The 14864-nt window shown below is 69.5% G+C and carries 12 protein-coding genes; 5 read left to right on the forward strand and 7 right to left on the reverse strand.

Going from position 1 to position 14864, the window contains the following annotated elements:
- Positions 1–44: 44 nt before the first annotated feature.
- Together VFV21_RS12770 and VFV21_RS12775 are read right to left on the reverse strand one after the other, a co-directional pair.
- The gene (locus VFV21_RS12770; RefSeq protein WP_329669799.1) at positions 45–1745 is read right to left on the reverse strand and encodes a proline--tRNA ligase; all 1701 of its coding nucleotides are present in this window, start codon (positions 1743–1745) and stop codon (positions 45–47) included.
- A gap of 94 nt (positions 1746–1839) precedes the next feature.
- The gene (locus VFV21_RS12775; protein WP_329669800.1) at positions 1840–2226 is read right to left on the reverse strand and encodes a DUF4124 domain-containing protein; all 387 of its coding nucleotides are present in this window, start codon (positions 2224–2226) and stop codon (positions 1840–1842) included.
- A 103-nt stretch (positions 2227–2329) separates the two neighbouring features.
- Here VFV21_RS12775 and pssA point away from each other — a divergent pair, with 103 nt between their 5' ends.
- Genes pssA through rimI form a run of 3 tightly spaced genes read left to right on the forward strand, consistent with a single transcriptional unit; the run spans position 2330 to position 3828 of the window.
- A complete protein-coding gene (gene pssA, locus VFV21_RS12780; protein ID WP_329669801.1) occupies positions 2330–3091 on the forward strand; it encodes a CDP-diacylglycerol--serine O-phosphatidyltransferase in 762 nt (253 codons plus the stop codon).
- On the forward strand, positions 3088–3348 hold the full coding sequence (locus VFV21_RS12785; protein ID WP_329669802.1) for a hypothetical protein: 261 nt from the start codon (positions 3088–3090) through the stop codon (positions 3346–3348). The genes pssA and VFV21_RS12785 overlap by 4 nt, the downstream gene beginning before the upstream one ends.
- Positions 3349–3351: 3 nt before the next feature.
- Entirely contained in the window at positions 3352–3828 is a 477-nt protein-coding gene (gene rimI, locus VFV21_RS12790; RefSeq protein WP_329669803.1) for a ribosomal protein S18-alanine N-acetyltransferase, read from the forward strand.
- 197 nt (positions 3829–4025) lie between these two features.
- On the opposite strand, the gene VFV21_RS12795 is transcribed toward rimI, so the two are convergent.
- Positions 4026–6848, reverse strand: a complete 2823-nt coding sequence (locus VFV21_RS12795; protein ID WP_414638585.1) for a valine--tRNA ligase — start codon at positions 6846–6848, stop codon at positions 4026–4028.
- 439 nt (positions 6849–7287) lie between these two features.
- Here VFV21_RS12795 and VFV21_RS12800 point away from each other — a divergent pair, with 439 nt between their 5' ends.
- Positions 7288–7806, forward strand: coding sequence for a hypothetical protein (locus VFV21_RS12800; RefSeq protein WP_329669805.1), 519 nt, complete (start codon positions 7288–7290; stop codon positions 7804–7806).
- A gap of 45 nt (positions 7807–7851) precedes the next feature.
- On the opposite strand, the gene pepQ is transcribed toward VFV21_RS12800, so the two are convergent.
- On the reverse strand, positions 7852–9168 hold the full coding sequence (gene pepQ / locus VFV21_RS12805; protein WP_329669806.1) for a Xaa-Pro dipeptidase: 1317 nt from the start codon (positions 9166–9168) through the stop codon (positions 7852–7854).
- Between the two features lie 63 nt (positions 9169–9231).
- Here pepQ and VFV21_RS12810 point away from each other — a divergent pair, with 63 nt between their 5' ends.
- Complete coding sequence (locus VFV21_RS12810; protein ID WP_329669807.1) at positions 9232–11904, forward strand: bifunctional diguanylate cyclase/phosphodiesterase; 2673 nt, start codon at positions 9232–9234, stop codon at positions 11902–11904.
- 4 nt (positions 11905–11908) lie between these two features.
- Here the strand turns inward: VFV21_RS12810 and VFV21_RS12815 are convergent, their stop codons facing one another.
- From VFV21_RS12815 to VFV21_RS12825, 3 genes are all read right to left on the reverse strand, one after another.
- Positions 11909–13015: an FAD:protein FMN transferase gene (locus VFV21_RS12815; RefSeq protein WP_329669808.1), complete on the reverse strand. Its 1107-nt coding sequence runs from the start codon at positions 13013–13015 to the stop codon at positions 11909–11911.
- The gene (locus VFV21_RS12820; RefSeq protein ID WP_329669809.1) at positions 12990–13334 is read right to left on the reverse strand and encodes a PilZ domain-containing protein; all 345 of its coding nucleotides are present in this window, start codon (positions 13332–13334) and stop codon (positions 12990–12992) included. Before VFV21_RS12820 ends, VFV21_RS12815 begins: the two co-directional genes overlap by 26 nt.
- Positions 13331–14864: DUF1631 family protein (locus VFV21_RS12825; protein WP_329669810.1), on the reverse strand; the 1534-nt coding region annotated here is incomplete at its 5' end. The genes VFV21_RS12825 and VFV21_RS12820, both read right to left, overlap by 4 nt.

The following is a 14864-nucleotide window of genomic DNA, read 5'->3' on the forward strand; positions in this document are numbered from 1 at the left end:
GAAGTATTGCGCGGGGTTTGAGCACGGTTTGCCGGGCGGTTTTCTCAGGCGACGCCGAGGCGGGCCATCAGGCTCGCCTTGTCGAGGTTCTCGCTGTCGGCGGCGCGGCGGGCGCGGTATTCGAACTGGCCCGACTCCAGGCCGCGGCCCGACACGACCACGCGGTGCGGGATGCCGATCAGCTCGATGTCGCCGAACATCACGCCCGGGCGCAGGCCGCGGTCGTCGATCACCACGTCCAGGCCGGCCTGCTGCAGCTCGGCGTAGAGCGCGTCGGCGGCCTCGACCACGGCCGGGTCGTTCTTGGGGTTGATGATGCAGACGGCCACCTGCCAGGGCGCCATCGGCGCCGGCCAGCAGATGCCGTTGGCGTCGAAGTTCTGCTCGATCGCGGCGGCGACGATGCGCGAGACGCCGATGCCGTAGCAGCCCATGTGCATCACCTGGGCCTTGCCCTCGGCGTCGAGCACGGTGGCCTTGAGCGCCTCGGCGTACTTCTGGCCGAGCTGGAACACGTGGCCGACCTCGATGCCGCGGGCGATGCGCAGCGTGCCCTTGCCGTCGGGCGAGGGATCGCCTTCCACGACGTTGCGCAGGTCGGCGACCAGCGCCGGTTCCGGCAGGTCGCGGCCCCAGTTCACGCCGGCCAGGTGGAAGCCCCTGCGGTTGGCGCCCACCACGAAATCGGCCATCGCGGCGACGCTGCGGTCGGCGATGATCGTGATGGCCTTGGCCGGCTTCACCGGGCCGATGAAGCCGGGCTCGCAGCCCAGGTGTTCGTTGATCTCGGCCTCGGTGGCGAGGCGGAAGTCGGCCAGGCCGGGCACCTTCGCCAGCTTGATCTCATTGACCATGTGGTCGCCGCGCACCAGCGCCAGCACGAAGCCCTGCTCGCCGACCACGGCGACCGACTTCACGGTGCGCGACAGCGCGAGGCCCATCAGCTTGGCCACTTCCTCGCAGGTGCGCTGCCAGGGCGTTTCAACCTCGCGCAGCGCTTCGGTGGCCGCGGCGCGGGCGCCGGGCGCCATCGCCTCGGCCATCTCGACGTTGGCCGCGTAGTCGCTGCCGTCGGAGAACGCGATCGCGTCCTCGCCCGAATCGGCCAGCACGTGGAACTCATGCGAGGCGCTGCCGCCGATCGCGCCGGTGTCGGCGTTCACCGCGCGGAACACCAGGCCCAGGCGGGTGAAGATGCGCGAGTAGGCGTCGTACATCGCCTGGTAGGTTTCGCGCAGGCTCTCCGCGCCGAGGTGGAAGGAGTAGGCGTCCTTCATCAGGAACTCGCGCGCGCGCATCACGCCGAAGCGCGGCCGGATCTCGTCGCGGAACTTGGTCTGGATCTGGTAGAAGTTCAGCGGCAGCTGCTTGTAGCTGCGCAGCTCGTTGCGCGCGAAGTCGGTGATGACCTCTTCGTGGGTGGGGCCGTAGCAGAACTCGCCGTCCTTGCGGTCCCTGATCTTCAGCAGCTGGCCGCCGAACTTCTGCCAGCGGCCGGTCTCTTCCCACAGCTCGCGCGGCTGGATGGACGGCATCAGCATCTCGATGGCGCCGGCGCGGTCCATTTCCTCGCGCACCACGGCCTCGACCCGGCGCAGCACCCGCAGGCCCAGCGGGCTCCAGGTGTACAGGCCGGCCGCCAGCTTGCGGATCATGCCGGTGCGGAGCATCAGCTGGTGGCTGACGACCTCGGCGTCGGCAGGGGTTTCCTTGCTGGTATTGAGGTGGAACCGGGAAAGGCGCATCGACAGGACCCGAACCGCTGGAAGGGCCGCCATTGTAGCGGCCGTGCGGCCGGGGTGTGGGCGCCGGGGCGTGCCCGCGCGCCGGGGCGCGGGCTTACTTGGCCGGGGCGCAGTACGCGTCGGCCTGGCGCTGGGCGAGGTCCTTCTCGGTGGCCAGCTCTTCCGGGGTGAGGTCCTCGGGGGTGCCGTCGCCATCCTTGTCGCGCTGCAGGCGCTGGCCCGAGCCGATCAGCTCGAGGTTCTTGGTGGCGGTTTCGCAGGCCTTCTCGGCTTCGCTCTTGGGCGCCGCTTCGGCCTGCGCCGGCGGCAGGTTGGGGTCGCGGCCATCGACGCGCTGGACTTGGGCGTCGCGGGTTTCCACCTGGCTGTACACCGAGGTGCCGTCGGCGTTCGTCGACTTGTAGACCGTGGTCTTGTCGGCGAGCAGCGGGCCCGGCGCCAGGCCAAGGGCCAGGGCGATCAGCAGGACGGGACGGGACATGGCGTGGCTCCGGGGGTTTGGCGTGGCCCCGTGATACCACCACCTTCCCCGGCCCGCAAGGCGCGGGCTATGGGGCGAATCCGGGAGCCGCTACACTTCCGGCATGGATCCCCAAGACGAACCCGCCCCGGCCCGCGGCCGCGGCATCTACCTGCTGCCCAACCTGCTCACCACGGGCGGCCTGTTCGCGGGTTTCTACGCCATCCTGGCCGCGGCCAGCGGCAATTTCGAGAATGCGTGCATCGCGGTGTTCGTCGCCGGCCTGTTCGATGGCCTCGACGGCCGGGTGGCGCGCATGACCGGCACCACCAGCGAATTCGGCGTGCAGTACGACTCGCTGGCCGACCTGGTGAGCTTCGGCATGGCGCCCTCGCTGGTGATGTACCACTGGGCGCTGGTGGGCTTCCGCGCCGACGGGCCGGTGCTGGCCAAGGTCGGCTGGGCCGCCGCTTTCCTTTACGCGGCCTGCGCGGCGCTGCGCCTGGCACGTTTCAACACCCAGGTCGGCTCGACCGACAAGCGCTGGTTCATTGGTTTGGCCAGCCCGGCGGCGGCGGGCCTGATGGTGTCCTTCGTGTGGGCGATGAACACCTTCGGCTACGGCGGGCAGGGCCTGCGCTGGCTGGCGTTCGCGGTCACGGTGGCGGCCGGCCTGCTGATGGTCAGCCGCATCAAGTACTTCAGCTTCAAGGGCTTCCCGAAGGGGGGCCGGGTGCCGTTCTTCGTGATGGCGCTGGTGGTGGTGACGATCGCGGTGCTGTTCATCGCCCAGGCCAAGGGCCTGTTCGCGATCGCGCTGGTGTACGTGCTCTCGGGTCCGGCCTGGTGGCTGTGGACCAAGCTGCGGCGCAAGCCCGCCGCATGAGCTGGCGTCCCGACCAGCAGGCGATGCTGGCGGCGATGGGCTACACGCTCTATCGCCAGGCGCCGGCCTCCGTGCCGCCGCCGGTGGTGGTGGCGCGGCCCGCGGGGTTTCCCGAGCGGCTTTGGGAGTCGCTGGTGCGGGCGGCGGGCGGGCGCGATCCCTCGGCGCTGCTGCCGCCAGCCGAACAGCTGCGCGCCGATGCCCGGGCCAAACGGGCGCTGTGGCCGGCGCTCCGGGCCCTGCGCCGCGGCCGCTGAGCCATGAACGCGCGGCCCGCCCCGGGAAGCCAGGTCCGGCCTATGCGCCAGGCCGACATCGACGCGGTATCGGCGATCGAGAACCGCGCCTACGTCTTCCCGTGGACCCCGGGCATCTTCCGCGACTGCCTGCGGGCCGGCCACCAGTGCTGGGTGCTCGAGGCCGGCACGACCCTGCTGGGCTACGGCGTGCTGAGCGCGGCGGCGGGCGAGGCGCACATCCTCAACATCTGCATCGCGCCCGAATACCAGGGCCGCGGCCACGGCCGCCGCCTGCTGCGGCGGCTGGTCGACTTGGCGCGCTGGCACAAGGCCAACCAGGTCTTCCTCGAGGTGCGCCCCTCGAACCCGCGGGCCATCCAGCTCTATCGCGACGAGGGCTTCAACGAGATCGGCCAGCGCCCGAACTACTACCCCGCGGAGAAAGGCCGCGAGGACGCGATCGTGATGGCCATGGAGCTGCTACCGCCAGAGAGCTAGCAAATGAACCAGGTTCATTTGCCTCGTCATTCAGGAACTAGTGAATAGGAACTAGTGGGCCAGCACCTCGTGAGGACGGCTCTCACCAGCTCCTATTTCCTCTTCACTAGTTTCTGTTCCCCGGACCCCGGTCGAACGCAAGCCGTAACGGCCACTCACCGGAACAGCAGCAAATGAACCTGCTTCATTTGCTGTGGTCAGCCCAGTTTTGAGCGCTGTTGCTGCAAGGCGGCTTGCTGCGCCGTCCAGTCCGCCAGGCGCGCGCGCTCCTGCTCCACCACGGCCGCCGGGGCGTTCTGCACGAAGGTGTCGCTGGACAGCTTGCCCTGGCACTTGGCGATTTCGCCGGCGATGCGCTTGAGTTCCTTGTCCAGGCGCGCGGTTTCGGCGCCGAGGTCGATCAGGCCCTCGAGCGGGATCAGGAGCTTCAGCGAACCGACCAGCGCGGCGGCCGCGGCCGGGGCCTCGCCTTCGAGCCAGGTGATGGACTCGAGCTTGGCCAGGAACTTGAGCGCGGCGGCGTGACGCGCGAGGCGCTCGCGGTCGCGCGCGTCGCCGTCCTGCAGCAGCAGCGGCACCGCCTTCGCCGGCGCGATGCCCATCTGGCTGCGGATCGAGCGCAGCTGGGTCACGGCGTCCTTGAGCCACTCGATGTCGGCGGCTGCGGCGGCGTTTTCCAGCGTAGCGTCGGCGACCGGGTAGGGCTGGGTGCTGATGCTGTCGCCGGTGATGCCGAGCTTGGGGGCGACCGAGTGCCAGATCTCCTCGGTGACGAAGGGGATGATCGGGTGCAGCGCGCGCAGCAGCTGTTCCAGCACGTAGAGCAGCGTGTGGCGAGTGCTGTCGGCGGCCGCTTTGTCCTCACCCATCAGTGCGGGCTTGGACAGCTCCAGGTACCAGTCGCAGAACTCGTTCCATGCGAACTCGTACAGCGCCTGCGAGGCGAGGTCGAAGCGGTAGTCGGCGTAGCCCTTCTCGACTTCGCGCAGGGTGTGCTGGAGGCGGTCGAGGATCCAGCGTTCAGCGTCGGTGGAAGGCGTCGGGACTGAAGTCCCTCCCACGGAGAAACCTTCGCAGTTCAGGAGGCCGAAGCGGGCGGCGTTCCAGAGCTTGTTGCAGAAGTTCTTGTAGCCCTCGCAGCGCTGCAGGTCGAACTTGATGTCGCGGCCGTGGGTGGCCAGCGAAGCGAAGGTGAAGCGCAACGCGTCGGCGCCGAAGGGCGCGATGCCGTCCGGGAATTCCTTGCGCGTGGCCTTCTCGATCTTGGGCGCGTCCGTCGGCTTCATCAGCCCGGTGGTGCGCTTGGCCACCAGCGCATCGGCGCTGATGCCGTCGATGATGTCGATCGGGTCCAGCACGTTGCCCTTCGACTTCGACATCTTCTGGCCGTCGCGGTCGCGCACCAGGCCGGTGATGTACACGTCCTTGAACGGCACTTCGCCGGTGAAGTGGTCGGTCATCATTATCATCCGGGCGACCCAGAAGAAGATGATGTCGAAGCCAGTGACCAGCACCGAAGTCGGCAGGCGCTGGTCGAAGCCGCGCTCGGCCATGGCCTGCGGGTCGGGCCAGCCCAGCGTGCTGTGCGACCACAGCGCCGAGGAGAACCAGGTCTCCAGCACGTCGTTGTCGCGGGTCAGCGCCACGTCGGCGCCGAGGCCGTGCTTCGCTCGCACTTCCGCCTCGTCGCGACCCACGTAGGCCTTGCCGGCGGCGTCGTACCACGCCGGGATGCGGTGGCCCCACCAGAGCTGGCGGCTGATGCACCAGTCCTGGATGTTGCCCATCCAGTGCCGGTAGGTGTTGATCCAGTTCTCGGGCACGAAGCGCACCTTGCCGCTTTCGACCAGCTCCAGGCCCTTGGCGCCGAGCGTCTCCATCCGCACGAACCACTGATCGGTGAGGTAGGGCTCGATCACCTGGCCGGTGCGGTCGCCGCGCGGCACCTGCAGCTTGTGCTTCTTTTCCTCGACCAGCAGGCCGAGCGCCTCGAGGTCGGCCAGTACGGCCTTGCGGGCGGCGTAGCGGTCCAGGCCGCGGTACTTCTCCGGCGCGTTGCCGTTGATGGCGGCTTCGGGCGTGAGGATGTTGATCAGCGGCAGCGAATGGCGCTGGCCGACGGCGTAGTCGTTGAAGTCGTGCGCGGGCGTGACCTTGACCACGCCGGTGCCGAAGGCGCGGTCGACGTAGTCGTCGGCGATGATCGGGATCTCGCGGTCCGACAGCGGCAGCGCCACGGCCTTGCCGACCAGCGCGGCGTAGCGCGCGTCGTCCGGATGCACCATCGCGGCGGTGTCGCCCAGCATGGTTTCCGGCCGCGTCGTGGCGACGACGAGGTAGTCGCGGGTCTCGCGCAGCGTTTCATTGCCGTCGGCGTCGTGCTCGACGTGCTCGTAGGTGGCGCCACCGGCCAGCGGGTAGCGGATCGACCACAGCTTGCCGTCCTCTTCCTCGCTCACGACCTCGAGGTCGGAGATCGCGGTCTTCAGCACCGGGTCCCAGTTCACCAGGCGCTGGCCTCGGTAGATCAGTCCTTCCTCGAACAGGCGCACGAAGGTTTCGACCACGGCCTGGCTCGGGCCGGCGTCCATGGTGAAGGTCTCGCGGCTCCAGTCGCCCGAGGCGCCCATGCGGCGCATCTGCCGGGTGATGGTGTCGCCCGATTCCTGCTTCCAGGCCCAGACCCTCTCAATGAACTTGTCGCGGCCGAGCGAGTCGCGGGTCTCGCCCTTGCCCTCTAGCGCGAGGTTGCGCGAGACCACCATCTCGGTGGCGATGCCGGCGTGGTCGGTGCCGACCTGCCAGAGCGTGTCGAAGCCCTTCATGCGGTGGTAGCGCACCAGCGCATCCATCAGCGTGTGCTGGAACGCGTGGCCCATGTGCAGGGTGCCGGTGACGTTCGGCGGCGGCAGCATGATGGTGTAGGCCGGCCCTTTCCCCGAGGGCTTGAAGCAGCCGCTGGCTTCCCAGTGGGCATACCACTTGGTCTCGAAGGTCTGGGGCTCGAAGCTCTTTTCCATGTCGCTCAACAAGTTGCGCCCGGCGCAGGGGCCGGGCGAGGGGGGCCAGAAGGTGCGCAAATCTTAGCAAATCAGGGCTTTGGGCGCGATTGCGGGGTGTTGGCGAGGTACTGGCGCATGACCGACCGACACGCGTGCCGCGCCTGTTGGCGAAGTTGCACCTTTTGCGCGATTCTTCCCTGGATCGCATTTGAAAGAGGTCGGATGCTGCGTCTGAATCGCCAGGCTATTCAGCCCGAGGTGGCAGCGCGCTTGGAGACTCAGTTCGACGGGAGAGCGTATGGGCTTGGCTGGCAGGGGGTGCGTTGTTCTGGCAGCGGCGGTACTGGCAGTTTCTGGCTGCGGCGATCAAGAGGCGCCTGGTCAGGACTCCGCATCTGGGCGCGGCCATACGCAGTCCGATGCACCGCACGATCTGGGCGAGACGTCTGTACTGGAGATGTCGTTTGGCGATGCGACAAATCGTCTGAACGTCGCGAGTGAGGTCGGGGATTGGCGGTTTCTGCGTGATCAATGGCTCCTCATCGAGCCAGGAGCGAATCTCGACGCGTCTACGGCGTCGCGGAATCGACTGGCGTTATCGGTGCGACTGGCGGAGCTTGTCCAGGTTCATGTCCCTGAGCGGGAGGGAGAGGCTCGCCGTTACTTGATGGAACTATCTGTTTCCCGTTTCCCATTCCAGCGGGAAGCCGCGGCAAGAGCAATGCGCGAGTCAACCGGGCGCGAGGCAGTTGAGGCCCTGTTCGCGCGCGCGGTTGATGGTGACGCGGTGGTTTCCGCTGCGGCACTCGACTCACTTCGTTGGAAATACGAGTCGGCGACGATGAGCGCGGCGGATGCTGAATCAGTAGCGGACGCACAGCTGATTGAACGAAATATTGGCAGGCTTTGCGTCGACACCCGCCTGCCCAACGCAAACCTGGAGCGGTGCCGCGAGGTGACGCAGGCCAGGCCCTAGGCCTGACCAAGCCAACTCAACCTTTCTCCCGTAGGCATGCCGGCATCACGTCGCCGCGAACGCGTCGCGGCTGAGGTTCTCAGGGGAGCCTTCTGTGCAATGGACCTCGTCCTCGATGCGCACACCGCCAAAAGCAGACAGGTGCTCGACCTTGCGCCAATCGACTGCTTTGCCCTGCGGCGTGGCCTTGAGCCTGGCCAGCAGCGTCGGGATGAAATAGATGCCGGGTTCGATCGTGACGACCATGCCCGGTTCGAGCGTGCGGGTCATGCGCAGGTAGGGATGGCCGGCGGGGCGCGGGATCAGCTGGCCGGCTTCGTCGGTGAAGCCGGCGACGTCGTGTACCTGCAGGCCGATCGGGTGGCCCAGGCCGTGCGGGAAGAAGGTGGAAGTGAGGCCGGTCTCGAGCATCTGCGCCGGGTCCATGTCCACCAGGTCCAGCGTGCGCAGCACGTTGCCCAGCCGAAGGTGGCACTCCAGGTGCAGGTCGCGGTAGTCGACACCGGCGCGGACGCGGGCGCACAGGGCCTGCTGCTCGTCTTCCACCGCGGCGATCAGCGCCTCGAAATCGGCGTCGCCATTGCCCCAGGTGCGGGTGATGTCGGAGGCGTAGCCATCCACCTCGGCGCCGGCATCGATCAGCAGGGAGCGATGCCGGGACGGCGCGCGCGTCTCCTTGTACTGGTAGTGCAGCACCGCGCCGTGCTCGTTGAGGCAGACGATGTTGCTGTAGGGCAGGTCCAGGTCGGTGTGGCCCGTGGCGGCGAGGTAAGCGGCGTGGATGCCCGCTTCCGACAGGCCGGCCTTGAACGCGGCGCGCGCGGCCAGGTGGCCGGGCACGGCGCGGCGCTGGGCCAGGCGCATCACCGCCAGTTCGTAGGGCGTCTTGTAGGCGCGGTGGTAGTGCAGGGCGGCCAGCAGGCCCTCGGGGTTGTTGGGCGCGAAGCCGGGCAGGGCGGCGTCGGCCTCGCCCAGGATGGCGGCCTTGCCGGTCGTGGGCAGGTGCTTCACGGCCTCGGCCGGGTCGGTGATCACCCGGATGTCGAAGTGTTCGACCCAGGCGCCCTGCGGCGGGCTGGGCGGCACGTGCCAGTAGTCGTCGGGCTGGTAGTAGGCGAGCACCGGGCGCTGGCCCGGCGTGTAGGCGATCCAGCAGTGCGGGTGCCGGGTCAGCGGCAGCCAGGCCTTGAACTGGGCGTTGGGCTTGAAGGGGTAGGGGCGGTCGTCCAGGAATTCGTGCTTCTCCACGCCCGACGCCACCAGGAGGTGATCGAAGCCATGCTTCTCCAGCAGCGGGTCCACCCGCGCCTTGATCGCGGACAGGTGCGCGGGATATAGAGTGGCGGTGTCCTGGGAAGTCATGGCCGGTCCTTCGTGGGCGAGGCCCCGATTTTGCCGCATCCAGTGCAGGGGCAGGAGAAGGGTTTGGAAAATAGGCGCAAAGACGGCGGCTTCCTGGGCCAGCCCGCCTGGCTGTGGAGCCTCGGCGCGCTGCTGTTCGGCCTGGCCCTGAGCCTGCTGGCGGCCAGCCTGCACCGGGACGCCCTGGCCCGCTCCGAGCAGGTCCGCCTGGAGCGCCTCGCCGAGCGCAGCTTCGACGCCGTGGACAGCCAGCTGCAGACCTGCGGCCTGCTCGTGCGGTCGGTGCAGGCCCTGTTCCTGGCCTCGGACGAGGTGACGATCGACGAATTCGAGGCGATGTACTCGAACCTGCGCCCGCGCGAACAGTTCCCCAGCCTGCAGGCCATCGCCTACGCGAGGAAGGCCGACCGGTCGTCACCGGACGCCGCTCCGGACGGCCAGGTGCACTACCCCACCGTGCTGGTCGCGCCAATGCAGGGCAACCGCATGCTGCTGGGGCTCGACATCGCCACCCAGCCGGCCAACCTTGCCGCGGCCCAGTTCTCCCGCGATGCCGACCAGCCGGTGATGTCGGCGGCCTTCCGCCTGATCCAGCGCGCCAACATGCCCGGCAGCGACGACGGGCTGACCATCCGGCTGCCCGTGTTCAGCCCCGGCCCGCAGCCACGCGACCTGGCCGAGCGGCGCGCGCGCGAGATGGGCTCGCTGGCGGCCTCGTTCCGGGTGAACCGGCTGATCGAGGACGCGCTGCCGCGCGAGGCGCTCGATCGCTTCGACCTGGAGGTATACGACATCAGCGATGGCGAGGCGGCGCCGCGGCGGCTCTATACCAATCCGCTGGAGCTTGAACCGCGCGACGGCGTCGAGATGGCCACCTTCGTACGCGACCTCGCGTACGCCGGCCGCACCTGGCGGATGGTGGCCGACGCCGAATTGCTCGACGACGAAGCCGGCTGGCTGCCGCTGCTCACCTTCGGCATCGGCTGCCTGGCCAGCCTGCTCATGGCCACGCTGGCCTGGTCGATCGCCGGCACCCGGGCGAGGGCGCTGGCGCTGGCGCGCGACATGTCGTCGCAGTACCGCGAGAGCGAGGAGCGCTTCCGCGCGCTGAATGAACTGCTGCCCGCGCTGGTGCTGCTGGCGCGCGTGAGCGACGGCCAGGTGGTGTACGCCAACCAGGCCTGCCGCGACCGCTTCGGCATCAGCGACGAGTTCCTGAGCCCGGCGCTGGCCGAGCTGGTGGAAGACCCGGCCATGCGCGAGCAGCTGGTGGCGATGGGCGTCGATCCCGGCGCCATCTTCAACGAGACGGTGAAGCTGCGCGTGCCGGGGCAGGAGCCGTTCTGGGCCACGCTGTCGGTGTCGCGGATCATGCTGGGCGAACAGCCGCACCTGCTGGCGGTGGCCAACGACATCACCGAGCTGCGGGTGCTGAGCGAGGAGCTGAGCTACCAGGCCACGCACGATTCGCTCACCGGCCTGCACAATCGCCGCGAGTTCGAGCGCCAGCTCGACGCCGCCATCGCCGCGCTCGACGCGGGCGCGCCGCCGGCGGCGCTGCTGTACATGGACCTGGACCAGTTCAAGCTGGTCAACGACACCTCCGGCCATTACGCCGGCGACCAGCTGCTGGCGCAGCTGGCGGCGCTGTTCGCCGGCCTGCTGCCGCGCGATGCGATCGTGGCGCGCCTGGGCGGCGACGAGTTCGCCTTCCTGCTCGTGCACACCGACGAAGCCCGCGCCGCGGCGCTGGCCGAGAAGATCCGGCTCGAGATCGACGGCTACGTGTTCGGCTGGGAGCAGCGCAACTACACCATCAGCGCCAGCATCGGCGTGGTGATGATGCGCGGCCCGGGCCTGAGCCAGCGCACGCTGCTGGCGCACGCCGACACCGCCTGCTACATGGCCAAGGAGCGCGGCCGCAACCGCGTGCACCTGTTCTCCGAGGACGACCTCGAAACCACCCAGCGCCGCAGCGAGATGGAGTGGGCCGGCCGGATCCGGCAGGCGCTGGCCGACGGCCGCTTCCTGCTGCATTTCCAGGAGCTGGCGCCGCTGTGGTACGGCGAGCAGGCCGAGGGCGTGCACGTGGAGATGCTGGTGCGCCTGCGCGACGAGAGCGGCGCGATGGTGCCGCCGGGCGCGTTCATCCCGGCCGCCGAGCGCTTCGGCCTGATGCCGCAGCTCGACCGCTGGGTGGTGGACACCACGCTGGCGAACTTCCACCGCATCCACCCCTCGGGCAAGCCCGTGAAGCTGTGCGCGATCAACCTCTCGGGCCCGACCTTCGAGGACGACAGCTTCGCCGACTTCGTGCTGCAGCGGCTGGAGGACTACGGCGTCCCGCCGCAGCGCATCTGCTTCGAGATCACCGAGACCGCGGCGGTCAGCTCGATGGCGCGCGCGGTGGAGTTCATGCAGAAGCTGCGCGCCGCCGGCTGCCGGTTCTCGCTCGATGACTTCGGCTCGGGCATGGCCTCGTTCGGCTACCTGAAGAACCTGCCGGTGGACTTCATCAAGATCGACGGCAGCTTCATCCGCAACATCGAGACCGACCCGGTGAGCTACTCGATCGTGCGCGCGGTGACCGACATCGGCCACCAGCTGGGCCTGCAGGTGGTGGCGGAGTGGGTGGCCGACGACCGCGCACGCGACCTGCTGCGCGGCCTGAGCGTGGACTACGCCCAGGGCTTCGCGATCCACAAGCCCGAGGCGGCGCTGTGCTTCCGCGAGTGAGGGGCTAGTCCGCGACGGCCGGCGCGCCGACGTCGCAGGCCGGCCCGAGGTCCAGCGGCGGCCCCAGCGACACCGGGTTGCGCAGCAGCTCGACCCGCGCGGCCATGGCCGTGGTGACCAGCATTTCGTTTTCCTCGGTGACCATCAGCACGCAGCCCAGCCCGAGCCGCCGCGTGGTGCGCTCGAATCCCGACGGCCCGGCCACGAACAGCGCGGTGGCGCCGGCGTCGGCCCGCACCGGGTCGCGGTGCAGCACCATCACCGCGGCCGCGCCGCGCGCGGGCCGGCCGGTGCGCGGATCGAGGACGTGGCCCCAGCGCGCGCCGGTCGGCGATTCGCGGAACTTGTTGTAGTTGCCGGTGCTGAACAGCGCTTCGTGGTCGTCCAGCTGGACGCTGCCGAGCGCGCCGCCGAACGGGTCCTGCAGCCCCACGCGCCAGGGGCGGCCGTTGCCGTCGCCCAGCGCGACGATGTCGCCGCCCAGGCTGACGAGGGCGTGGCGAACGCCGTGGCGCGCCAGCACCTCGAGGATGGTTTCCGAGGCCAGCCCTTCGGCGATCGCCCCGAAATCCAGCTGCACGGCCGGGTTGCTGCTGGAGACGACGTCGCCGTCCACGCGCACCTGGTCCAGCCGCGGGCGCGCCTCGCGCCACTGCTGCAGCCAGGCTTCGCCCGGCGGCGCCGTCAGCACGGGGAAGGTCGAGGTGTGGAAGCCCCAGGCGGCCACGAGGCCACCGACGGCCGGATCGAACAGGCCCTCGCTGGCCTGCGCCAGCGGCCGCGAGCGCGCGATCAGTTCGACCACCGAGGCGGGCGCGACGGCGGATTCGCCGGCCGCCAGCGCCGCGTTGATGCGGGTGAGGTCGGAAGGCTCCCAGGCATGCCACTCCGCCTGGCGCTGGGTCAGGAGCGTGGAGACCTCGGCCAGCGCGGCGCTGGACTGCGCCGGCTCGGCGCCGCGGATCTCGACGTCGGCCAGGGTGCCGAACACGTAGAGCCGCTCCATGCGGACGGGCTCCTCGCGGGTGCAGCCCGCGGCGAGTGCGATGGCGGCCAGCGCCGCCAGCGCGAGGCGGCGCGGCGGTTCAGACGTACTGGCTGCCCGGCGCATCCACCCACTCCCGGATGAAGGCCACGTCCTCCGGGGCGACGTCGATGAAGCGGAAGCCGGTCCAGACCTGGCCCGGCGCGGCGGCCTCGTCGGACCACAGCTCGTGCGCGCCCACTTCGACCTGGCGCGACTTGCCGGAAGGATCGTCCAGGGTGAAGCGCAGCTGGAACAGCGCGTCGCTGGCGATCGGCTCGCCCAGGATGAGCAGCATGCCGGTCTCGGACAGATTGCTGAGCTTGCCGATCAGCATCCCGGTCATGGTGTCGAGGACGTCGATGTTGCCGACCTTGCGGCGTTTGGCGCGGCGGTATTCGTTCATTTGGCGGGCGCCTCGGCAGGCGACTGGCCGGCGAAGGAACGCAGCGCGTTCATCACCGTGCTCCAGGCGCGGTCGATCAGGGTGCCTTTCTCTTCCTCGACCACCTTCACCTGGCCCTGGACCATGGCCTTGGCCAGGCCTTCAAGCGTGTTCTCGCCGACCTTCTGGCCGCGGTGGTTCACGAACAGCACGTGGCCGGTGACGGTGGAGAACCAGGACAGGCGCCGGCGGACCTTCTCGCCCTGCTGGTTGAGCGAGAACTCGAACCAGGTGCCGAAGGGCAGCTGGCGGATCTGCTCGAGGCGCTTCTGCTCCTCGGGCGTGAGCGTGGCCTTCTTGGTCTTCTTGGCCTGCTGCAGCTCCTCGCCCAGGCGCGCGCGGGCCTTCAGGCGCATGGTCAGCTCGGTGCGGCTGGCGGCGGAATCGTCGTCGGCATTGGCCTGCGGATCGACCAGGCGCTGGGCGATCGCCAGCGCTTCCTCGGCGTGGTAGCCCACCTGCGTCAGCGAGGACTGGATGTCGCCGCGCAGCGTGGTGGCGTCTTCGCTGCTGATGGGCGCGGCGCCCGGCGCCGCCTTGGCGACGCCGATCAGGCGTTCGGCGGTGTCCAGGTGCTGCTTCCATTGCTCGGAGTCCTCGCCGTGCCGCAGCGAGGTCAGCGCCATCACGTCGGTCCAGGCCTGGCTGAGCAGGGTGTGGGTGAAGCGCGGGAGGTTCTGCTTCTTCAGCATGCCCTCGACCACGGTGGCGGCGCGCTCGCGCGCGAGCGCCAGCTTCTCCTTGCCGCGGGCCGCCTCGACGTGGCGCTTCTCGGCCACTTCTGCCTTGCGCGTCACCGTCTGCAGGTGGCCGCTGAGGTCCTCGAGCAGGTTGTTGAACAGGCCCAGGTCGCCGTCGAACTCGCGCACGGTGCGGTCGACCACCGACTGCATCTTGCCCACCAGCTGCTGGTCGGCATCGTCCTCGCCCAGCCAGTAGGCGCCGGTCTCGGCGATGGTGTTGAGCATCTGCCGCGCCGGGTGCTGCTGGCGGGTGAAGAAGGCCTTGTCCTGCAGCGCCACGCGCAGCAGCGGCACCTGCAGCTTGGCCAGCAGGGTGGACGCGGCGCTGTTCGGGCGCACGTCCTTCATGATGTGGTCGAACAGCATGCCGACCAGGTCGATGGCGTCGCCATCCTCCTCGGCCAGCGCCGGCGGCTGGTTGCCCGGGGTGTGCTGGCGCAGCTGCGCCAGCAGGTCCTGCTTGAGGTGGGTGACGGTGCGCGGCATCGGCTTGCCGTTGACCATCATCGTGGGCGCGGCCTTCTGCTGCAGCTGGCCCAGCACGTCCTGCACCTGGTCGGTGCTGACCGGCACGCCGCCGGCGCTGCCCGAAGGCTGGCCGCCCACCAGCTTGCCGAGCAGCTGGCGCCGCCCGGCGAGCAGGTGGCGCATCTGCTGGAAGGTGTCTTCGCCGCTCCCGGCCTGGCCGCCAAGGCCGCGGCCACCCGCGCCCAGGCCCGGGGATCCACCGCCCGGGCCGGCGCCGCCG

Source organism: Arenimonas sp. (assembly GCF_036275555.1).
Lineage (GTDB): Bacteria > Pseudomonadota > Gammaproteobacteria > Xanthomonadales > Xanthomonadaceae > Arenimonas.

Coding starts and splice junctions, on each gene's coding strand:
- pssA (WP_329669801.1), top strand. CDS start 2,330: ATGGATCCCCAAGACGAACCCGCCCCGGCCCGCGGCCGCGGCATCTAC.
- VFV21_RS12800 (WP_329669805.1), top strand. CDS start 7,288: ATGTCGTTTGGCGATGCGACAAATCGTCTGAACGTCGCGAGTGAGGTC.
- VFV21_RS12815 (WP_329669808.1), bottom strand. CDS start 13,015: ATGCGCCGGGCAGCCAGTACGTCTGAACCGCCGCGCCGCCTCGCGCTG.
- pepQ (WP_329669806.1), bottom strand. CDS start 9,168: ATGACTTCCCAGGACACCGCCACTCTATATCCCGCGCACCTGTCCGCG.
- VFV21_RS12770 (WP_329669799.1), bottom strand. CDS start 1,745: ATGCGCCTTTCCCGGTTCCACCTCAATACCAGCAAGGAAACCCCTGCC.
- rimI (WP_329669803.1), top strand. CDS start 3,352: ATGAACGCGCGGCCCGCCCCGGGAAGCCAGGTCCGGCCTATGCGCCAG.
- VFV21_RS12795 (WP_414638585.1), bottom strand. CDS start 6,848: ATGGAAAAGAGCTTCGAGCCCCAGACCTTCGAGACCAAGTGGTATGCC.
- VFV21_RS12775 (WP_329669800.1), bottom strand. CDS start 2,226: ATGTCCCGTCCCGTCCTGCTGATCGCCCTGGCCCTTGGCCTGGCGCCG.
- VFV21_RS12820 (WP_329669809.1), bottom strand. CDS start 13,334: ATGAACGAATACCGCCGCGCCAAACGCCGCAAGGTCGGCAACATCGAC.
- VFV21_RS12785 (WP_329669802.1), top strand. CDS start 3,088: ATGAGCTGGCGTCCCGACCAGCAGGCGATGCTGGCGGCGATGGGCTAC.